We start from the raw sequence: 20349 nt of genomic DNA on the forward strand, positions 1-20349 counted from the left end.
CCGCGGCCGTCATCGAGTGGTGGGCGCGATGCCGCCCGCGACGGGGCGCACCTCGACGCCGCCACGACCCCACTGGACGGCGGGGTTGCGACGCGCCAGGTCCAGGGCGGCGTCCAGGTCGGGGGCCTCGATGACGCAGACGCCGGCGATGACCTCTTTAGCGTCGATGAAGGGCCCGTCGGTGATCACGTCGCCGCGCAACGAGGTGGCGGTGTCGGCGGACCGCAGCGCGTACGCCGCGATCATGGCGCCGGAGTCGACGAGGTCGTCGGCGTGCCGCTGGCTGGCCGCCTGCTGCTCGGGGGTGTAGTCCCCGGCTCCGGCGTTGTCGAAGATGAGGATCGCGTACTGGGCCATGAGGGTCTCCTTGGCTGTCTGTCCGGTCGGTACGCCTCTACGTCGGACGGGCGAGGCGAATTCGACAGACCGTACGCGAACCTTTTCCAGATGCGACCCGGGGCGACTTCAACCCGCTACTTGACGGATCGGCGAGCCGGTCGGGCTGTGCGTGGCGATTTCATTGCGATGGAATTACCCAGGTCAGGGGTGCGTTGTACCCATCTGTGCGCCTGGCCTAGACGGTGAGTATCCCTCTGGCCGCGCCGCCAATGTCCGAGTACGGACGTCATACCCATCACATGCATCACAGGCGATCACCTGTGACCGCTGAACCCGCCTGTGCGCGGGACCGGGGACCCATGTCTCGATCGGGGCTAATCGGCACGTCAACGTGCCGTAGGGCAGCTTCCACGCCCGAGCCCGTCAGCTAACCCGGTAAGCGGAATGGAAGCAAGGAGTCATCATCATTATCCGCACCCCCAAGATCAGCTATGCCAAGATCGCGCTCGGCGCGACCCTCACCGCCGCCGCCCTCGGCGCCCACACCGCGGCGAACGCCGCCACGGCCCCCGCAGGGCACACCCCCGCCGCGGTTCAGGCCGCCCCGGCCTCCGCGCAGGGCGGCAGGAACGGCGAGGCCAAGGTGAACGCCACCGCCCAGCAGGTCCTGAACCTGGCCAAGGCCCAGGTCGGCACGTCCGAGGACGCCAACGGCGGCGGCACCAAGTTCCAGAAGTGGTACATGAACTCGGCCCGCGCCGCCGAGACCGTCCAGCGTGACGGCGGCAGCAGGCAGGACTACCTGAACGCCGCCTGGTGCTCGATGTTCGTCTCCTGGGTCGGCGAGGAGACTGGCGCCCGCTCCCAGGTCGGCTGGGACGCCTACACCGTCGCCCACGCCAAGTGGTTCGCCGCCAACCACCGCTGGGGCACCGTGGCCAAGCCCGGCGCCGTGGTCTTCTACTCCTGGAGCGGCAGCAAGGACCTGAGCTCCATCAGCCACGTCGGCTTCGTGGTCAAGGACAACGGCGACGGCACGATCTCCACGATCGAGGGCAACACCGGCAACGGCAAGGTCGAGCAGCGTGTCCGTCCCACCTCCCAGGTCGTCGGCTACGGCTACCCGCACTACGCCGCCTGACAGGCGGCCTGGCGCCTCTGACACCCCTTGAGCAGCGCGCCAGCACCGGAGGTGGAAAGATCGTCGCATGCCGATCGATCCCCACCTGCTCGCCGTATTCACCGCGACCACTATCGTCGCTCTGATCACCCCCGGGCCCGACATGCTGTTCGTGCTGGGATGCGGCCTGCGGGGAGGCCCCCGCGCCGGGCTGCTGGCCACGGTCGGCGTGATCACGGGTGACGCGTTGTACGTCGCCGCGGCCGCCGCCGGGCTCGCCGTGCTGCTGACGACGTTCCCGGTCGTGTTCACGGTGCTGCGGCTCGCCGGCGCCGCGTACCTGATCTACCTGGGCATCCAGACGATCCGCAAGCGCAAGAACAGCCAAGCCGACGATCCGGCCGGTCGCGGAATGTCCGGCCGGCGTGCCTTCCTCAACGGCGTGGTCTCCTCCATGGCCAATCCGCAGACGTTCACGTTCATGATCGCTTTCCTTCCGCAGTTCATCGATCCCGCGGCGGGGCCGGTCTGGCTGCAGTTCGCCATCCTCGGCGCCGTCCTGATCGTCCTGGAGTTCCTGGCCGACGCGACGGTCGGCGTGCTGGCCGGGCGGATCGGTGGCTGGCTGCGCGGCCGTCAGGCGGTGCGCCGCCGGCTCGACGCCGCGACCGGGAGCGTGTTCATCGGTCTGGGCGTCACCCTCGCGGTCGAACGCTGACCGGCCGCGGGATTGAACCATCCATCAGTCAGGCCCGTGTTGAGGGGCGAACGTCGCACGTGCCGTTGTTCATGGGCAGATGGGAATCAGCCATGTCTCGTCGCGCAATCGTCCTGCTCTTAGGCACCACGCTCGCCGCCTCGGTCTTCGCCGGACCGGCCTCCGCCGGCACCGACACCACCCCGCCCAGCGCCCCGACCATCCTTTCGGCCTTCGAGCAGCCGTTCCTCGAGTTGATGTTCAGTTACTCGCTCTCGACGGACGATGTCACCCCGAAGGCCGCGATCACGTACGAGCTCTATCTCGACGGCGTCTTCGAGAGCGCCATCAACCCGTTCATCCGCCCCAATTCCCGAACAGCTCCGTGGCCTTCGCCTACGCCGACGCGCCCGGACCGGTCACGCTGACAATGCGGGCAGTGGACGCCGCGGGCAACAGATCGGCGTTGAGCAACGCCGTCACGGTCACCGCGGTCGAATAGATCCGAAGGTAGGCCGGCTTCCCAACCCCGGCTCGGCGAGCCGGGGTCACCTTCACCTCGCGTGACATGCCGAACAGCAGCGGCACGTTCGATTCCCTTGCGATGGCCTCTTGACGTGGGCCGATGTGCATGAGGTACATTCCTCGGCAATAGTCTGGGAAGTTCCCAGATAGTAAGGGAGTCCCACGTGGAACAGCGAGGGGGAAGCCCTCAGCTGCTGCGCCGGATCAACGACCGCGCGGCGCTGCTGGCTCTGCTCGATCGAGGGCCGCTGACCCGGTTGGAGCTGGAATCACACATCGGCCTGTCGAAACCGGCGACGGCCGACCTCCTGCTTCGGCTGGCGGAAAGTGGTCACGTACGGCGCGCGGGGCTCCGGGAGGGCGGCAAAGGGCCGCGCGCGCAACGCTGGGCGGTCAACGGCGCGCTGGCCTACGTGGCGGCGGTCGACCTCACCCCGCGCGCGCTGGACATAGCGGTCTCCGACATCTGTGGGGAGATCGTCGCCGAGCACCAATACCGTCCCGGCGAGGAGGCGGATCTCGACGTCGAGGATCTGTGCCGTGCGGTCTCGGCCGCCACCGCCGAGGTCGGCCTGACCCCTGGGCAACTACACAGGGTCGTCGTGGGAGTGCCCGGTTCCGTGGACGCGCGCACCGGGCACCTGGGCTTCGCCCCGCACCTGCCGCCGTGGCAGGGCTTTGACGTCCTGGATCGGCTGTCGGGAGCGCTCGCCACGTCGGTGGCCGTCGAGAACGACGTCAACCTGGTCGCCCTCGACGAGATGGCGATCGGCCAAGCCGTCGGGGTCGACGACTTCGTGCTGATCTGGATGGGGCGCGGGATCGGTGCCGCGGTGGTCTCGGGCGGGCGTTTGTTACGGGGCGCGTCCGGTGGTGCCGGCGAGATCGACTGGATGCCCTGCCCGCCCTCCGGCGCAGGCGGTGGCCGGCGCATCGGTGACGTGCTCGGTATCCGGGCGGTGATGGAACTGGCTCACGCGCACGGGCTCGCCGGAGACGATCTGGAGAAGCTTCTCGCGGAGGATCTCGACGCGGACCCTGTCGCCCGGTCGGCCTTCCTCCGTGACCTGGCGCGCCGGGTGGCACTGGCCGTCGCAGGTGTGGTGTCCGTGATCGATCCCGAACTGGTGGTTCTCACAGGCGACGTCGGCAGGGCCGGCGGCAGCGTCCTGTGCGGCCTGGTCACCGAGGAACTGGGCGAACTCGTCCTTCCCCGGCCAACGATTCAACCAAGCCTGCTGACCGGCAACCCGGTTCGCTCAGGCGCGCTGCGGCTGGCATTGGCCGGAGCGCGCGAAGAGGTGTTCGCCATCCATCCCTGACGGCAGCCTCACCCCTTGACCTGACCATGGCGGCGGGTCAGCAGTTCACCCCCCTTGGAGGGTTTCGATGCGACGAATCGGTGTCGCGGCGGCGTGTGCGGCATTCGCGCTCCTCGCGAGTGCGTGTGGTGCGGAGACGGGCTCATCGGGTACGGCCGCCGCGCCGAGCGCCGACGAGAAAGTTTCCCTCAGCGTGTGGAGCAAGTTCAGCGGTCGCGAGCTGGGAGTGCTCCAGAAGGTGCTGGACGGTTTCCAGGCCAAGCACCCGAACATCACTGTCAAGAACCAGGGCAGCCAGGACGACGACAAGGTCGCCCAGGCGATCAGAGGAGGAAACCCTCCAGACGTCGCCATCTCCTTCTCCACCGACAACATCGGCCAGTTCTGTTCCAGCGGTGCCTGGCAGGACCTCAAGGCCTACATCGCCCGCGACAAGGTGGACCTGAACCAGCTTCCCGCCGCCACCCGCGCGTACACCGAATTCAAGGGCACGCGCTGCGCGATGCCGCTGCTCGCCGACGTGTACGGCCTCTACTACAACAAGGCGATGTTCGCCAAGGCCGGCATCAGCGCGCCCCCGAAGACGATGTCGGAGCTGTTCGAATACGCCAAGAAGCTGACGGTGCGAAACCCCGACGGGTCCATCAAGGTCGCCGGCTTCGTGCCCACGATCGGCTTCTACGCCAACCACGTGCAGATGTGGGCGGCCAACTGGGGCGCCCAGTGGGCGGGCCAGGACGGAAAGTCCGCTCTCGGCACCGATCCCCAATGGCAGGCGATGCTTGAGTGGGGGAAGAAGTTCACCGACTTCTACGGGCGCGACAAGCTGGCGAAGTTCACGGCCGGTCTCGGCCAGGAGTACTCACCGGATCATGCCTTCGAAAAGGGGCAGATCGCCATGGCGATGGACGGCGAGTTCCGCACCGCCTTCATCGAGGCCGAGGCACCCAAGCTGGACTACGCCACGGCTCCGTTCCCGGTCGCGGACAACAAGCCTCAGCTCTATGGGGGTGGCTACACCACCGGCACGATCATCGGGATTCCCAAGGGCGCCGAGAACGCCGGTGCCGGCTGGGAACTGGTCAAGTATCTGTCGACGGATTCCGGCGCTCTGCAGGAACTGGCCCATGGCCTCAAGAACGTCCCGTCCACGGTCCCCGCGCTGCAGGATCCGACGCTGCAGAAGGATGCCCACTTCAAGACCTTCCTCGACATCTTCGCCAACCCGAACCTGGCCACGAACCCGGCCAGCGCGAACGGCGGCGCCTACCTCAAGACCGCCGAGGACTTCTCCATCGCCTTTCAGGGCGGGGGCGTCCCCGACCTGAAGGCGGGACTGGCCAAGACGGGCGCGCAGATCGACGCCGACGCGCAACTCGGCAGCTGAGCGCTGATGACCGCTACACCACGCACCACGCATGTGGCCGGATTCACCAGGTGGATCCGGCCGCGGCCGGGACACTGGATACGGCCGCTGGCTTTCATGGCCCCGGCGCTGGCCGGATTGGCGCTGTTCGTCGGCTACCCGCTCGTCGCGCTGGTCTACTACTCCTTCACCCGCTACGACCTGCTCAACACTCCGGTGTGGGTCGGACTGCGCAACTACGTCTTCCTCCTCTGGGGCGATCCGCTGGCCCGGACAGCGGCCTACAACACCGTGTGGCTGGTCGTCATCATCACCGTGCTCCGCCTGGTCTTCGCCACCGGAGTCGCGGCCGTGCTGGTCCGGGTCAGGAACGGCGCGGGGTTGTTCCGGACGCTGATCTACCTGCCCGCGCTGGCTCCGCCGGTGGCGGCCACCCTGGCCTTCACCTTCTTGTTCAATCCCGGCACCGGGCCGGTGAACACGGTGCTGAGCTGGTTCGGCGTCTCCGGGCCGCTGTGGTTCAGCGACCCCGCGTGGGCCAAACCCGCGCTGACCCTGCTCACTCTGTGGGCCTCGGGCGAGCTGATCATCATCATCATGGCGGGGATGCTCGACGTGCCCGGTGAGCTCTACGAAGCGGCGTCCCTGGACGGCGCGGGCTCGGTACGGCGGTTCTGGCACGTCACGCTTCCGGCGATCGCGCCGGTGCTCGTCTTCGGAGTGATCAACTCCATCATCCTCGGGCTGCAGTACTTCACCCAGGCGGTGGTCGCGGCCTCGGTGGCCTCCGGGTCGGCCGACATCGCCGGCAGCAGGCGGGCCATCGGTTACCCGGACAACTCGACGCTGACCTTCCCCGTCTGGCTCTACCAGCAGGGGTTCCACTACTACAACATGGGCTACGCGTCAGCCATGTCCATCGCCCTTTTCGTGGTCTCGACGGTGTTCACCGTGTTCTTCGTGCACCGTCTGCGCCGTGCTTCCCATGCTGAGGAGGTGGCGTGATGGCCACTCTCACCACCACTACCGAGGTCGCCTCCGGCTCGACGTCCCGGCGCGGCCCGGCGCACCGCCGGTCGAACCGGCGCGGCATCATGCGCTGGATCGCGGTGCACAGCATCGCGCTGGCCCTCGGGCTGATGTTCGTCCTGCCACTGGTCTTCGTCGCGCTCACCGCGTTCATGTCGGACCGGCAGGCGTTGACGGCCGATCTGTGGCCACGGTCCTGGCATCCGGGGAACTTCGCCGAGGTGTTCCACACCGCGCCGCTGCTGAGGTATCTGGGCAACAGCATGATGTACTCGCTGCTCGCCGTAGCCGGGATGCTGCTGTCCAGCGTGCCGGCCGCCTATGCCCTGGCCCGGATGCGCTGGCGGGGCCGCCAGGCGGTGTTCCTGGTGATCATCGCCGCCATGATGATCCCGCCGCAGGTCCTGTCGGTCCCGCTCTACATCCTGTGGGCCCGTGTCCACCTCACAGGCACCTTGTGGCCGCTGATCCTGCCGTACTTCCTGATCGACGCGTTCAGCATCTTCCTGCTGCGGCAGTTCTTCCTCACGGTCCCGCAGTCCTACCTCGACGCCGCCCGCGTCGATGGCTGTGGCGACCTGCGGACGCTGCTGCGTGTCCTGCTCCCGATGACCCGGCCCGGCATCGCGGCGATCTCCCTGTTCTGCTTCATGTACACCTGGAACGACTATTTCGGGCCGCTGCTGTACGCCGGGGAGAACCCGGACGAGTGGACCCTGTCGCTGGCCCTGGCGTCGTTCCGGGGCACACACCAGGTGCAGTGGAACCTCACGATGGCCGCCACGGTAGTGGTCATGCTGCCGGTCATCCTCCTCTTCGTACTCGCTCAGAAGTCCTTCGTCCGAGGCATCACTTTCACAGGAGTCAAGGGTTGAAACTCACCATCGTCGGAGGCGGCTCCACCTACACCCCGGAGCTGGTCAGCGGGATCGCCGATCAGTACGCCGCTCTCGATATCGAGGAGATCGCGCTGGTCGACCCTGACACCGAGCGGCTCGAGGTCGTGGGCGGGTTCGCCCGCCGCCTCCTCGATCATGCGGGTCATCCGGCCAAGGTACGCCTCACCGCCGATCTCGAGGCCGGTGCCGACGGGGCCGCCGCCGTACTGCTCCAACTACGCGTCGGCGGCCAGGCCGCCCGCGTGACGGACGAGAGCGTGCCGCTGGAATGCGGGTGCGTCGGTCAGGAGACCACGGGTGCGGGGGGCCTGGCCAAGGCGCTGCGCACTGTGCCGGTGGTCCTCGACATCGCCGAACGGGTGCGGCGGATCTCCGGTGAGAAGACCTGGATCGTCGACTTCACCAACCCGGTCGGAATCGTCACTCGCGCGCTGCTCAACACCGGTCACCGTGCGGTGGGACTCTGCAACGTCGCCATCACCTTCCAGCGCTGGGCGGCCGGGCGACTGGGTGTCGCTCCGGAGACGATCGAGCTGGAACACGCCGGGCTCAATCATCTGACCTGGGTGCGTGCCGTGCGCGTCGACGGGGTGGATGTACTTCCCCGGCTGCTGTCCGATCATGGCGACCAGCTCGCCGACCACGTCGGGCTCCCTGCCGCCGTGATGCGCCGGCTCGGCGCCGTACCGTCCTACTACCTGAAGTACTACTACCGTCACGACGCGATCGTGGCCGACCGGCGAGGCCCGTCACGAGCCGAGACCGTGAGCGAGATCGAGCACCGCCTCCTTGAGATGTACCGCGATCCGAGCCTGGTCGCCAAGCCGGCGTTGCTGGAGCAACGGGGTGGCGCCTACTACTCGGAGGCGGCGGTGCGGCTAGTGGCGTCCCTGCTGGGCGACAAGGGAGATGTGCAGGTGGTGAACGCCCGCAACGGCTCCACCTTGCCGTTCTTGCCCACCGACGCCGTGGTCGAGGTCCCCGCCCGGATCACCGGCACCGGCCCGGCGCCACTGCCGGTGGCCCCGCTGCCGCCGGCCATCAGGGGCCTGGTCGCCCACGTCAGCGCGTACGAGAGTCTCGCCCTGGAGGCGGCGCTGCACGGCGGCCGTGACCGGGTGTTCGACGCGCTGATGGCGCACCCGCTCATCGGCCAGATCGACCAGGCCGCGACCCTCGCCGACCGGCTGGTCGCCGTCAACCGTGACTTCCTGCCCTGGGCGGCGGCGTGATCGACGGAGTGCTGGCGATCGACGGCGGCAACTCGAAGACGGACGTACTCCTCGTCGCGGCCGACGGTACGGTGCTGTCGCGGGTGCGCGGTCCCGGAGCGTCCGCGCAGAAAGTAGGGGTCACCGCCAGTGCCGCCGCTCTCGACGCGCTGGTCCGGCAGGCGGCACGGCAGTTCGATCCAGCGGCTCGCGCCCCGTACGCCCGGCACACCGCGGCCTACCTCGCCGGAGTCGACTTCGGCCGGGAACAGCAGGCGCTGACGCGGGAGTTGGCCGAGCTGGGCTGGTCGGAGGAGATCACCGTCGACAACGACATCTTCGCGCTGCTGCGCGCCGGCACCCCTGGGCACGGTGTCGCCGTGGTCTGCGGGGCAGGCATCAACTGCGTCGGCGTGGCGCCGGACGGCAGGACCTTGCGGTTCCCCGCGATCGGCCGGTTGTCCGGCGACTGGGGCGGCGGTTCGTTCCTGGGCGACGAGACGTTGTGGCGGGCGGTACGGGCCGAGGACGGTCGCGGCCCTGACACCGCGTTGCGACGGGTGGTGACCGAGCACTTCGCCGTGTCCTCTGTGGCCGACCTCGTAGAGCGGCTCCACTTCGGGGAGGTCGGCCGCGCCCGGCTCCAGGAGCTCAATCCGCTGCTGCTGGCGACGGCGGGGGACGGCGACACCGTCGCCAGAAAGGTGGTCGACCGGCTGGCCGAGGAGGTGGTCCTGCTCGCCTCGGCGGCGCTGCGCCGGTTGGATCTGCTCCACATTCCGGTGGACATCGTGCTTGGGGGCGGCGTCCTGGCGGGTGGCGATGAGTACCTGCTCGACCGCATCCACGCCGGTTGTCACCGGGTGGCGCCGAAGGCGACGGCCCGTGTGGTGGATGTGCCACCGGCCGTGGGCGCCGCGTTGCTGGGCCTGGACAAACTCGGCGCGAGCGCCGACGCGGAGCACCGCCTACGCGACTCCTACGGTGCGGGCGCCGCCTGCGGGTAGAGCGGCCTGGCATCCAGGGCAGCCTTCAGGTGCCCCGCCGACCTCTATGATCAAGCCGGTGGAAGATCAACCGGCCGGTGGGCTCGCTCCTCTGTACCTGCTCGCGGGCGCTCCCGGCGCGGGAAAGACGACCTTGCTGCCGTACCTGCTGCGGGCGTCGGACGGGTTGGTCGTGATGGACATGGACGAGTTGCTCGAGGACGGCGCGCTGCTCGGGGTGCCCATCGCGGAACCGGAGGCCGCCCCCGTGTGGCCCGCGTACGACCGGTTGTGGACGCGCATCGTGACCATGGTGCGGCGGGCGGGGACTCCGGTGCTGTTACTGTGCCCGATCCCCGATCCCCATGAGCTCGCACCGGTGGGGCGATGGGGCGGGCCGGTCCATTGGGCTTTGCTGGACTGTCCCGATGAGGTACGGGTGGATCGGCTGCGGGCGCGCGACTCGAGGCTCGAATGGATCGAGGAGGCCATTGAGGACGCGATCGGGGACGCCGCGCAGGGCCGGGCACTGATCCCGCTGGTGTTCCACTCCGGGACCTCCGGGACCTCCGGAACCTCTGGGAGCGAGGAAGGGGGCGGGGACGTCGCCGGTCTGGCGTCGCGGGTCCTCTCATGGGCGCGCTCCGGGACGACGACCGGCACGGCTTCGTGAGACGCTGACGGCGCGTGGATGACGAGCCGCCGAATCGAGAAGTGCGGGTGCGGTGAGCGGCGGCTGCGCACGTGGTCCTCTATCTCCTGATCGCGCCGTGCTTCAGGAGTGGGCCGCGATGAGTTCGGCGAGGTCCAACGCGTCCCCTCTGATATCGGCCAGCCAATCATCTAGTACGTACTCGAAACCACCGGTTTCGGTGTCGAGCAGGCCGATGCTCCCAGCGGTCACCCGTTGTTCGGGGTTGACGGGCTCCGGCTCCCACCTGGTGGTCTTGGGCCGCACCAACTGGGCGAGCGCGTAGGAGGTCGTGCGGCCGTAGCGGCGGGGGCCGTTGGGGTGGTGGTAGTGGCCGCTGACGTGCAGGCGCGGCCGCAGGTGCTCGATGAGTGCGGTCAGCTTCGCCGAGCCCTGTACGTTCCCGCGCCGGTCGCGTGAGATCCCGTACGGGCCGTCATGAGTTACCAGGACGTCCACATCACCCGGTCTGGCCGCCATCAGCCGCGCGTACGCGCTCTCGTCCAGGTCCATCTTCCCCGGAACCTCGATCAACCCCAGGAACGCCACGCGCTGCCCGGCGACCTCGACCACGTTCCCGCAGGCGACATGGAGGTAGGCGCCGAGGGGATCCACCGGCACGACCTCGGCGCCCGCCGCGTCGTGCAAGGAGGCCAGCCAGTCATGATCCTCGTGGTTGCCGCTGACGAACAGCACACCGGGAACCCGCCCGAGAGCCGAGCGCACCCCCTCGGCGAAGGCCGGCGACGGATCGAGCAGCCGGAAGAAGTCCCCCTGAGCGGGATGATCCCGGCCGAACCGACGGCTGGCCTCGTCCCACCGATCGAACGACGGGTAGGCGCCCAGATCGCCGACCTGGATCACGGCGTCGAGCCTGATCTCCCGTCGCCTCCGCAGCGCCACGACCGCACCCAGCGCGTGCAGCACACAACCATGGACATCACCCAAGAAAGCGATCTTCATCGCCTGCCGACCTTTCACGAAGAGCCATCCGGACATGGCCCAGCACCGGTCGAGCGGCGCAACGATGCGGTGTCAACCACCGGCCTTGGACCGGTGACTCACATCCCAGCGCTCCACCGCCATCTCGACGACCGAGCCAAGTCGAGCTTGACACCCTGGCCGGAAGAAGGTCAACAATTTCGCCGCCGCATCCATGAACCCCGAGGCACGGGAGCGCTCTGTTCATGAAACTGCGAGCGACACGCAGCTCCTCGTGCGGCTCTTGGAGAAGCTTGCCGACACGTCATGGCTGCTGAGCCGCAAAGCCAATGATCAACTCTCAGGCCCCGGCCGCTACGGTCTCGGGAAGGCCCGAGGCGAGCGCGCGGCGGGCCGGTAGACCCAGGAGGATGGTGTAGCGGTCGCTCACGCTCTCGCCTTGCCAAGGCGGGCCGCCATGACGGCGGTCATCTCCTCCTCGGTGGTGACGTCGCCGCGCGCCTCGGCGGCAGCGGCCTCGACCAGGTCGGCGCGGAATTCCGCGTCAGCGAGGATCTCGAGTGTCTCCTGCAGGGACTCCCACTCGGCCACGGACACGATGACGACATGCGGCCGCCCGTTCCGGGTGAGCGTGAAGTGATCGTGCTCGAAGGCGGCCCGGTCGGCAAGCTCAATCAGCCGGTCCTTGGCTTCGCTGATCGGAATGACCTCCATGGATCCATGATGGCGCCCCAGCCTGGATATCGGCCGAGATTTCGGCTGGTTACCGATGCGCTGCACCGCTCGGTTGGTGCACTCACGACCCTTCACCAAGCGGCGGCGCCGGGGACCGCCGCTGTGTCGATCAGCTTCTCTCTCCGCCAGGCGCGGCGGACCCCACCGCGTAGCGGACCCCACCGCGTAGCGGACCCCACCGCGTAGCGGACCCCACCGCGTAGCGGACCCCACCGCGTAGCGGACCCCACCGCGTAGCGGACCCAGTCCCGTGGGGGTCGCCCCTTTGCCTTGGGCTCGGCCAAGACATCACCTCCCCCCTCTGGACAACAATCGAAGCCGTGGGCGAAGCGCGCGGCGGAGCCGCGCCCCGGGAAGACGCCCGAGCGAAGCGAGGACCGACGCGGGGGCGGGCGCCGGCCCGCCTGGCAGGACGCGCGAGCGAAGCGAGCACCTTCGATCGGGGTGGGCATCAGACGGCCGACACTCCAGACGGGTGACGGGTGACGGGTGGGGGGCGGGAGGGCCCCGGCGTAGTGTGGAGGTATGACGATCATCGTTACGGGGGCGTCCGGGCTGCTCGGGGGGCCCTTGGTGGATGCGCTTCGGGGGCAGGGGCGGCGGGTTGTCAGGATGGTGCGGCGGCCTCCCGAGAGCGATGAGGAGGCCTACTGGGAGCCTCGGGACGATGTGATCGATCTTTCGGTGCTCGAAGGGGCCGAAGGAGTCGTACATCTGGCCGGAGCGCCCATCGCCGACCGGCGCTGGAGCGAGTCGTACAAGCGGGAGCTGGTGCGGAGCCGGGTCGACGGGACTCGGGTGCTCGTCGACGCGTTGCGGCAGCTGTCCCGGCCGCCTGAGGTGCTCGTGTCGGCCTCCGGGGTGGACTTCTACGGTGATACCGGGGATCGGGTCATCGATGAGTCCCAGGGGAAGGGCACCGGGTTCCTGGCTGATCTGTGCGAGCTCTGGGAAGGTGCGGCCAGGGCCGCCGAGGAGGTCGGTGTCCGGACCGCGCAATTGCGTACCGGGCTCGTATTGAGTGGGCGGGGTGGGGCGCTCGGACGGATGCTGCCCATCTTCAAGATGGGGCTCGGCGCGCCGCTCGGGAGTGGGAAGCAGTACTGGTCCTGGATATCCGAGGACGACTGGGTTCAGGCAGTACTACATATCCTGAAAAATCGGGAATTGGTGGGGGCGGTTAATCTGACTTCGCCCAATCCTGTGAGCAATGCGGAGTTCACCACCACGCTCGGGAAAGCCCTGCGTAAGGGCACCGTACCGATGCCCGTCCCGGCCTTCGCACTGAGCGTCGGCCTGGGAGAGTTCGCGCGGGAAGGGCTGTTGCCCAGTCACCGGATTCTGCCCGGGAAACTGTCCGGCAGCGGCTACGGATTCACCCATAGCCACCTCGACGAGGCCTTGAGCGACATAATCTAGCGCCATAATCTAGGGTGCTGTTCATCCTTTACCACGCGGGAGATACCAACATGACCAGGTCCGGCCAGTCGCACATTCTTGCCATCGGCGGTGGGTCGTTCCGCCCGACGGCGCGTCACGGTTTTCTGGAGGCGAGCCCGCTGCTGCGCTACGGCCTCGACCTGACGGGCCAGGACCGGCCGAAGCTCGGGCTGGTCGCCACCGCTATGGGCGACGACGCCGACTGGCTGCTGAAGATGTACGGCGCCTTCGCCGGATGGGACGTCGAGCTGAGCCATTTGACGGTGTTCCCGATGCCCAACGTCAAGGATCCCCGGGCCTGGATGCTCGAGCAGGACATGATCTATGTCAGCGGTGGCAGTGTGGCCAACCTGGCGGCCCTGTGGCGGCTGCACGGCTACGACGAGGCGTTCGAGGAGGCGTGGCGGTCGGGCGTGGTGCTGTCCGGGCAGAGCGCGGGCGCCCTGTGCTGGCACGTCGGCGGCAACACCGACTCCTTCGGCCCCGAGCTCAACGTGTGGGCCGACGGCCTGGCCTTCCTGCCCTACTCGTGCGGGGTCCACTACAACTCCGAGCCGCAGCGCCGGCAGTTGCTGCACCAGTCGGTGGCCAGCGGCGAGCTGCCCGAGGGCTACGCCGCCGACGAGGGGGTGGCGCTGCACTACGTGGGCACCGATTTCATTCAGGCCGTAACCACCGATCCAGCCGGATACGCCTACAAAGTCGAACATGACGGGGCCGAGGGGGCAAAGGAGTTCCGGATCGAGCCTCGGCTGCTCACCTCCTGAATTACCCTGGATGGGTGAGGGAACGGCACAATGGACCCATGCGCCCCAAGCACGGGGTCGACCCCCACGCATTGGCCATCGTCCGTCTCGGTGTCGACGTCCCCTACGAGCAGGCTTGGCAGCTGCAACGCTGGGTGCACGGCAAACGGGTGGCCCGGGAGCTGACCGACACGGTCCTGCTCCTGGAGCACGCGCCCGTCTACACGGCGGGCAAGCGCACCGCCCCGCACGAACGCCCTTCCGACGGCACCCCCGTGATCGACGTCGACCGCGGGGGCCGCATCACTTGGCACGGTCCCGGCCAGCTCGTCGCCTACCCGATCGTCGAGATCGACGACGTGACGCGCTACATCTGCCGGCTCGAAGACGCGATGATCCAGATCTGTGCGGACTTCGGCGTCACGGCCAGGCGGATACCGGGCTGGGCCGGGGTCTGGGCCGCGGGCGACCCCATCCTCGGCCTGCCCGACCGCCAGCTCGGCGCCGTGGCCATCCGCGTCTCACGTGGCGTCACGATGCACGGCTTCGCGCTCAACTGCGCCAATGATCCGCGGTGGTTCAGCCGGATCGTCCCGTGCGGCATCCCGGACGTGGGCGTCTCCTCACTGTCCGCCGAGACGGGGCGGCGGATCGTGGTCGAGGAGGTCATGCCGATCGCCGAGAAGCGGCTGGCCGAAGCGCTGGGCCTGGAGCCGTACGACCTGCATGAGGAAGACCTCATGCGCCGCTGACGCACGGCCGGTCGCACAATCGTGGTGAAATCTGGCATTCGCCTGTTTACGATCGGCCTGTGAAGCGGTCTGTGACGTGGCTCGCCGCCCTGGTTCTCGCTCTCGTCGTACACACCCTGACGCTGGCCTTCGTCGTGCTGGGCGGGTGGACGATCGTGGTCAACGCCCAGTTCGCCGCGGCGTGGGCGCTCGGTGCCCTGCTGATCGCCATCGGGTGGATGCTGCGGCCGCGCCTCGGCAGCCTGCCCGCCGACGCCGAGGTCCTCGACCCCTCCTCGGCCCCGCAGGTGTACGGCATGGCGGAGCGGGTGGCCGACCGGATCGGCGTCAAGCGTCCCCAGAAGGTGGCGGTCAGGGATCTGGTCCTGGGCACCACCTACGCGCGCACCGGCCCGCTGCGGGTGCCCGTGCTGGTCATCGGGCTGCCCTCGTGGCTGGCCCTGTCGCCGCGGCAGCGGGTCGCGCTGCTGGCCAGGGCGTACGCGGAGCTGCCGACCGGCGCCGAGCTCATCGTGGACGGCGCGCTGTCGACGCTGGGCGCATGGCGGGAGGCGCTCATCGGAGCGGCACCGCTGCGGGCGCGCGAGGCGGCCCACACGCAGATGGCCACCTCGCTCGGCGTACTGAACTCCAACAGCACCGGCTACGAGGCGGTCAGCTTCCTTGGCCGGATCGTCGGGCGAGTGCTCGGCGGCCCGGTGCTGCTCGCCGAGTACTGCCTGAAACGGCTGGCCCGCTCCGACGACGCCCGCAGACACGAACGGCGGCAGGCGAGGGCCCTGCGCGTCCTCGCAGCCGGGGAACTGGCCGAGATCGACGGACTGCTGGCCAGCGGCAGGTACGTCGCCCCCATGCAGGCGGCGGCCCTGCGCGGCGAGAGCGTGGCGTCGATCAGGCGGACCGCGCTGCTCGCCCCCAACAGTGCCACCAACAGCGCCCCCAGCAGCGCCCCCAACGGCATCCCCGACGGCGTCCGCACCGCCGTGCCCGGCTCGGCGCCGTCCGGCTCCGCGCGGTCCAGCTCGGAGCTGCTCGGCTCGGCCGAGTCGGACCGGATCGACGACGAACTGCTCCGCCACTACACCCGCGCCATCCGCAGCTTCGGCCTGGTCATCTGAGTCGGCCAAGCCGGCTGAATCATCCGATGACCCGGCGAATGGCGGCCCTGGGAGTGGGGGAGGTTGGGACGAGACGTAAGCTGGGTCGGTGACCGTTGCTCCTGAAGGCCGAAAGCTCCTCCGCCTGGAGGTGCGCAACGCCGAAACCCCGATCGAGCGCAAGCCCCCGTGGATCAAGACCAAGCTGAAGACGGGCCCCGAATACACCGAGCTGAAATCGCTCGTGCGCCGGGAGGGCCTGCACACGGTCTGTGAAGAGGCGGGCTGCCCCAATATCTACGAGTGCTGGGAAGACCGCGAGGCGACGTTCCTCATCGGCGGCGACCAGTGCACGCGCCGCTGCGACTTCTGCCAGATCGACACCGGCAAGCCCAAGGAGTACGACCGGGACGAGCCGCGCCGCGTGGCTGAGTCGGTCGAGCAGATGGGCCTGCGTTACGCCACGGTGACCGGCGTGGCCCGCGACGATCTGCCCGACGGCGGCGCCTGGCTCTACGCCGAGACCGCGCGGCAGATCCACGCGCTGCTGCCCGGCTGCGGGGTCGAGCTGCTGGTGCCCGACTTCAACGGCAACCGTGAGCAGCTGGAAGAGGTGTTCTCGGCCAAGCCCGAGGTGTTCGCGCACAATGTCGAGACCGTGCCGCGGATCTTCAAGCGCATCCGGCCCGCGTTCCGCTATGAGCGCTCGCTGGGCGTGATCACGACGGCCCGTGAGGCCGGGCTGGTGACCAAGTCCAACCTGATCCTGGGCATGGGCGAGACGCGCGAGGAGGTCGTAGAGGCGATGCGCGACCTGCACGCCGCCGGCACCGACCTGCTGACGATCACCCAATACCTGCGCCCGACGCCCCGCCACCACCCGGTCGAGCGCTGGGTCAAGCCGGAGGAGTTCGTCGAGCTCCAGGCGGAGGCCGAGGCGATCGGCTTCGCGGGCGTCCTGTCGGGCCCGCTCGTCCGCTCCTCCTACCGCGCGGGCAAGCTCTACAAGCAGGCCATCGAGGCTCGCCAGAGCGCCTGAAGTCCCCTGGGCCGCCTCCGCCATGGAGGCGGCCTGGCCATGTGACGTCGGCTCCGCTGAATGGATGTGCAATACCGGTTTGGTAACGCACGTAGGCCGGGGTCTCACCGTCACGTCACGGCGCCCGGCCCCGCATCACCAGAGGAGCGTGCCCCTGGACAGGGCCCGGCCCCGTACGGCGGGTGGGGCCCACCGTGCTCTGCCGTAAAAGAAAAACCTCCGAACGACCAGAGGCGTTTTCGTATCCCGCTCGGTTGGTTTGTATTCTTCGGAGCATGGCAAAGTCCGAGGACCCAGAGAAGCCGGGACGCATCAAGCAGTTCCGCATGATCGCGCAGATCATCAAGCAGGCCAACCCCAAGGGGTTGCCGATCGTCTTCCTTTCGGCGGTCGGCACGCTGGCTGTGATCGTCGTGATCGGGCTGGTCACGGACTATCTGTGGTATTCGGTGTTCCTCGGCGTGCTCGCCGCGCTCACCGTCGGCCTCGTGGTGTTCGGGCAGCTGGCGCAGCGCGCCCAATATTCGATCCTGCACGGCCAGACCGGCGCCGCCGCCGCGGTGCTGCAGGGCATGCGGGGCAACTGGCAGGTCACCCCGGCCATCGCGGTCAACCGTGACCAGGACCTGATCCACCTCGTGATCGGGTTCCCGGGGGTCGTGCTGGTGTCCGAGGGGCCCGGCAACCGGGTGGCCAAGATGCTCGCGGCCGAGAAGAAGCGGGTCGCGCGAGTGGTGCTGGGCGTCGAGATCTACGACATCCAGTGCGGTGACGGCGAGGGGCAGGTGCCGCTGGGCAAGCTCCAGCGCCACATCATGAAGCTGCCGCGCAACCTCAAGAAGCCCTCGGTCAACGAGGTCAAGGACCGCCTGCGCTCGCTCCCCAAGAACATGCCGATGCCCAAGGGCCCGATGCCCAAGGGCGCCCGGGTTCCGCGCGGCCCCAAGATGCGCTAGTGCCTCCAGCGAACACGCCGATGCTGTCGGACTCCTCGCGGGCCAACCGCGGCTGGTGGGACGGCAACGCCGACGACTACCAGGTCGAACACGGCGAGTTCCTGCGCGACACCGGCTTCGTCTGGTGCCCGGAGGGCGTCGACGAGGCCGAGGCGCATCTGCTGGGCGACGTACGCGGCCGGCGGGTGCTGGAGATGGGCTGTGGCGCCGCTCAGTGCGCGCGGTGGCTGGTCGGTCAGGGGGCCGAGGTCGCCGCGTTCGATCTGTCGCACCGGCAGTTGCGCCACTCGCAGCGGATCGACCTCGACACCGGCCGGCACGTCCCTGTGGTGCAGGCCGACGCCGAGGTCCTCCCGTTCGCCGGCGGGTCGTTCGATCTGGCGTGCTCGGCGTTCGGGGCGCTTCCGTTCGTGGCCGATCCGCTGGCGGTGTTCCGTGAGGTGGGCAGAGTGCTGCGGCCGGGCGGGCGGTTCGTGTTCTCGGTCAGCCATCCGATCCGATGGGCGTTCCCCGACGATCCGGGGCCGCGCGGGCTGACGTCCGACCGGTCCTACTTCGACCGTTCGCCCTATGCCGAGACGGACGAGTACGGCACGACCACCTACGTCGAGCACCATCGGACGATGGGCGACTGGATCGGCCTGATCGTCGCCTCAGGACTGACTGTGACGGGCCTGCTGGAACCCGAGTGGCCGACGGGCCACGACCGGGTGTGGGGCGGCTGGAGCCCGCTGCGCGGCAAGCACATACCGGGCACCGCCATCTTCACCTGCGCACACCACTGACCCGCCGCACCTCGACCGGCAGCTCGGCCTCGCGCGACCGACTGGGCACGCGCGCCCCGCCACGACCGACCGGCCGCGCGGGGTTCAGGCGCGCCCGTACCGGGCGGCCATCGCGTGGAAGGCCGCCTTGGGCTCCCAGCGGGTCTCATCCAGCATCCGGACCACGCCGTACGCGCCCAGGTCGTCGTCGCCGAGCCGGTTGTAGGTGGCGAAGGTGAACCACAGGGCCGTGTCGACCCCCTCCTGCTCGAAGACGTCGAGCAGCTCGTTCAGGTAGCGGACCTGCTCGCCCTCGTCGCGCACCGAGCCGTCGGGCACCTGCCAGGCCATCCCCCCGAGCTCCCCCGCCCCCTTGTAGGCACAGGTGCCGAACTCGGTCACCACGACGGGCTTGCCGTGCTTGAAGTGGTCGCGCACCTCCTCCGCGAAGCCGCCGGCGTTGTACGCGGCCCGATAGGCGTCCACACCGACCAGGTCGAACGGCGTCCAGTCGACGAACTCCCACGGCCCCGAGGCGTACGTGATCCGGCCCCCGAACAGCGGCCGCACCGTCTCGGCGACCTCCCCGAGGAAGCCGTTGAAGCGCCCCATGATCGTGCCCAGCGACTGCCACCACTCCATGTCGGCCGACATCATCGCCCGCAGGCGCTCCATGTAGTCGGCACCGGGCATGAACCCGTCGCAGAACGCGCTGGTCTCACAGCCGGTGACCAGCACCACCTCGGCGCCGCCGCGCCGGACGGCCTCGGCTCGTTCGGCGCAGTCGGCGTAGAGAGGGATCACCTGTTCCGGCGTGAGGTCGACGGGGAACGGCGCGAACCAGACCTCCAGCCCGGCCGCGGCGGCCTGCTCGGCCGCCACGCTCAGCCGTTCCGGGTCGCGGCCGGACACGCGTACGGCCGCGCAGTGCAGTTCGTCGGCGATCACCCGCATCTCGCGCCCGACCGTCTCGGCGTCGAACGCCTTCCGGGACAGGCTCTCGCCCGGCAGAAACCCGGTGTCATAGTTGATGCCTTTTTTCACGAAATATCCCCTTATTCTCCGGTGAAGCCGTGCTCAAGGAGATCGAAGGCGAGCTCGACGTCGTCCGCCAGCCGGCCGCCCGCCTCAGCAATGGGCGTCCCCTCGACGAGCCGCTGGAAGAACCCCTCCTGCACCGTCATGAGCACAGCGGCGATCTGCGCGGCCATGAGCTGGTCCCGCAGCTCGCACGACCCGTCCGGCACCCCCCGCGCACTGGCCAGAGCGGCGGCCAGCTCGTACCGCTGCCCCACCTGCGTCTGGTGCAGCCCCTCCATCAGCGCCGGGCTGGTCGAGATCACCCAGGCCCGGGTGAGCAGGCCCTCGACGTCGACCCCCTCGGTGCCCTCGGCGGCGAACGCCCGGTAGTGCTCACGCAGGGCCTCGATCGGCGCCTGTCCCGGCCGCCGCTCGTTGACGATCTTCGCCATGTCCTCCTTGACCACGTCGAGGACGAGGCTCTCCTTGGTCGGGAAGTAGGTGAACAGCGTGACCTTCGCGACCCCGGCCGCCTCGGCGATCTCGTTGACCGTCACGGCCTCGTAGCCCCGCTCGGCGAACATCCGCAGCGCCACCTCGGCGATGCGCCGCCGGGTCTGCTCCTTCTTCTTCTCCCTGAGTCCGGCCATCATCATGGGGACAGCATAAACCT

23 protein-coding genes and 1 riboswitch are annotated in these 20349 nt (G+C 68.9%); of the genes, 17 read left to right on the top strand and 6 right to left on the bottom strand.

Translation table 11 applies throughout. The features are described from left to right. Positions 1-9: 9 nt before the first annotated feature. The gene (locus tag ACQP2T_RS40360; RefSeq protein ID WP_433510108.1) at positions 10-357 is read right to left on the bottom strand and encodes a YciI family protein; all 348 of its coding nucleotides are present in this window, start codon (positions 355-357) and stop codon (positions 10-12) included. Positions 358-654: 297 nt separating this feature from the next. Beyond that, positions 655-796: riboswitch (cyclic di-AMP (ydaO/yuaA leader) on the top strand. 186 nt (positions 797-982) lie between these two features. Here ACQP2T_RS40360 and ACQP2T_RS40365 point away from each other — a divergent pair. From ACQP2T_RS40365 to ACQP2T_RS40375, 3 genes are all read left to right on the top strand, one after another. Continuing rightward, positions 983-1480, top strand: coding sequence for a CHAP domain-containing protein (locus ACQP2T_RS40365; protein ID WP_433510109.1), 498 nt, complete (start codon positions 983-985; stop codon positions 1478-1480). Positions 1481-1547: 67 nt separating this feature from the next. Continuing rightward, positions 1548-2177 (top strand): LysE family translocator, encoded by a 630-nt coding sequence (locus ACQP2T_RS40370; RefSeq protein ID WP_433510110.1) that lies wholly within the window; start codon positions 1548-1550, stop codon positions 2175-2177. Between the two features lie 92 nt (positions 2178-2269). Beyond that, positions 2270-2584, top strand: a complete 315-nt coding sequence (locus ACQP2T_RS40375) for a hypothetical protein (RefSeq protein ID WP_433510111.1) — start codon at positions 2270-2272, stop codon at positions 2582-2584. Here the strand turns inward: ACQP2T_RS40375 and ACQP2T_RS40380 are convergent. Beyond that, on the bottom strand, positions 2553-2789 hold the full coding sequence (locus tag ACQP2T_RS40380) for a hypothetical protein (protein ID WP_433510112.1): 237 nt from the start codon (positions 2787-2789) through the stop codon (positions 2553-2555). The genes ACQP2T_RS40375 and ACQP2T_RS40380 overlap by 32 nt on opposite strands. 56 nt (positions 2790-2845) lie before the next feature. Between ACQP2T_RS40380 and ACQP2T_RS40385 the strand changes: the two genes are divergently transcribed. The 7 genes from ACQP2T_RS40385 to ACQP2T_RS40415 all read left to right on the top strand — a co-directional run bounded on the left by ACQP2T_RS40385 (position 2846) and on the right by ACQP2T_RS40415 (position 10167). Continuing rightward, the gene (locus ACQP2T_RS40385; protein WP_433510113.1) at positions 2846-4003 is read left to right on the top strand and encodes an ROK family protein; all 1158 of its coding nucleotides are present in this window, start codon (positions 2846-2848) and stop codon (positions 4001-4003) included. A gap of 67 nt (positions 4004-4070) precedes the next feature. Then, entirely contained in the window at positions 4071-5390 is a 1320-nt protein-coding gene (locus tag ACQP2T_RS40390) for an ABC transporter substrate-binding protein (RefSeq protein ID WP_433510114.1), read from the top strand. Between the two features lie 6 nt (positions 5391-5396). Further along, positions 5397-6374 (top strand): carbohydrate ABC transporter permease, encoded by a 978-nt coding sequence (locus ACQP2T_RS40395; RefSeq protein ID WP_433510115.1) that lies wholly within the window; start codon positions 5397-5399, stop codon positions 6372-6374. Continuing rightward, the gene (locus ACQP2T_RS40400) at positions 6374-7273 is read left to right on the top strand and encodes a carbohydrate ABC transporter permease (RefSeq protein WP_433510116.1); all 900 of its coding nucleotides are present in this window, start codon (positions 6374-6376) and stop codon (positions 7271-7273) included. The genes ACQP2T_RS40395 and ACQP2T_RS40400 overlap by 1 nt, the downstream gene beginning before the upstream one ends. Beyond that, positions 7270-8529 carry a 6-phospho-beta-glucosidase gene (locus ACQP2T_RS40405; RefSeq protein ID WP_433510117.1) on the top strand — a complete coding sequence of 420 codons (1260 nt, stop codon included), beginning with the start codon at positions 7270-7272 and terminating at the stop codon, positions 8527-8529. Before ACQP2T_RS40400 ends, ACQP2T_RS40405 begins: the two co-directional genes overlap by 4 nt. Next, complete coding sequence (locus ACQP2T_RS40410; protein ID WP_433510118.1) at positions 8526-9515, top strand: N-acetylglucosamine kinase; 990 nt, start codon at positions 8526-8528, stop codon at positions 9513-9515. Before ACQP2T_RS40405 ends, ACQP2T_RS40410 begins: the two co-directional genes overlap by 4 nt. A gap of 58 nt (positions 9516-9573) precedes the next feature. Then, the gene (locus ACQP2T_RS40415) at positions 9574-10167 is read left to right on the top strand and encodes an AAA family ATPase (protein WP_433510119.1); all 594 of its coding nucleotides are present in this window, start codon (positions 9574-9576) and stop codon (positions 10165-10167) included. Positions 10168-10269: 102 nt separating this feature from the next. On the opposite strand, the gene ACQP2T_RS40420 is transcribed toward ACQP2T_RS40415, so the two are convergent. Continuing rightward, positions 10270-11148: a metallophosphoesterase family protein gene (locus ACQP2T_RS40420; RefSeq protein ID WP_433510120.1), complete on the bottom strand. Its 879-nt coding sequence runs from the start codon at positions 11146-11148 to the stop codon at positions 10270-10272. A 405-nt stretch (positions 11149-11553) separates the two neighbouring features. Next, positions 11554-11841 (bottom strand): type II toxin-antitoxin system Phd/YefM family antitoxin, encoded by a 288-nt coding sequence (locus tag ACQP2T_RS40425; protein ID WP_433510121.1) that lies wholly within the window; start codon positions 11839-11841, stop codon positions 11554-11556. A 546-nt stretch (positions 11842-12387) separates the two neighbouring features. On the opposite strand from ACQP2T_RS40425, the gene ACQP2T_RS40430 reads away from it, so the two are divergent. The 7 genes from ACQP2T_RS40430 (at position 12388) to ACQP2T_RS40460 (ending at position 18677) form a co-directional block, all read left to right on the top strand. Next, entirely contained in the window at positions 12388-13281 is an 894-nt protein-coding gene (locus tag ACQP2T_RS40430) for a TIGR01777 family oxidoreductase (protein WP_433510122.1), read from the top strand. A 50-nt stretch (positions 13282-13331) separates the two neighbouring features. Next, a complete protein-coding gene (locus tag ACQP2T_RS40435; protein ID WP_357944848.1) occupies positions 13332-14069 on the top strand; it encodes a peptidase E in 738 nt (245 codons plus the stop codon). A gap of 38 nt (positions 14070-14107) precedes the next feature. Beyond that, a complete protein-coding gene (lipB, locus tag ACQP2T_RS40440) occupies positions 14108-14800 on the top strand; it encodes a lipoyl(octanoyl) transferase LipB (RefSeq protein WP_433510123.1) in 693 nt (230 codons plus the stop codon). Between the two features lie 59 nt (positions 14801-14859). After that, entirely contained in the window at positions 14860-15918 is a 1059-nt protein-coding gene (locus ACQP2T_RS40445) for a hypothetical protein (RefSeq protein WP_433510124.1), read from the top strand. Between the two features lie 88 nt (positions 15919-16006). Then, positions 16007-16936, top strand: coding sequence for a lipoyl synthase (lipA, locus tag ACQP2T_RS40450; protein WP_357944840.1), 930 nt, complete (start codon positions 16007-16009; stop codon positions 16934-16936). A 275-nt stretch (positions 16937-17211) separates the two neighbouring features. Further along, positions 17212-17892: a DUF4191 domain-containing protein gene (locus tag ACQP2T_RS40455; RefSeq protein ID WP_357944837.1), complete on the top strand. Its 681-nt coding sequence runs from the start codon at positions 17212-17214 to the stop codon at positions 17890-17892. 20 nt (positions 17893-17912) lie between these two features. Continuing rightward, positions 17913-18677: a class I SAM-dependent methyltransferase gene (locus ACQP2T_RS40460; RefSeq protein ID WP_433519897.1), complete on the top strand. Its 765-nt coding sequence runs from the start codon at positions 17913-17915 to the stop codon at positions 18675-18677. Between the two features lie 84 nt (positions 18678-18761). Here the strand turns inward: ACQP2T_RS40460 and ACQP2T_RS40465 are convergent, their stop codons facing one another. After that, positions 18762-19700, bottom strand: a complete 939-nt coding sequence (locus ACQP2T_RS40465) for a hypothetical protein (protein WP_433510125.1) — start codon at positions 19698-19700, stop codon at positions 18762-18764. Positions 19701-19711: 11 nt separating this feature from the next. Further along, positions 19712-20332, bottom strand: a complete 621-nt coding sequence (locus tag ACQP2T_RS40470; protein ID WP_433510126.1) for a TetR/AcrR family transcriptional regulator — start codon at positions 20330-20332, stop codon at positions 19712-19714. Between the last annotated feature and the right edge of the window lie 17 nt (positions 20333-20349).

The organism is Nonomuraea sp. CA-143628, from assembly GCF_050942315.1.
Lineage (GTDB): Bacteria > Actinomycetota > Actinomycetes > Streptosporangiales > Streptosporangiaceae > Nonomuraea.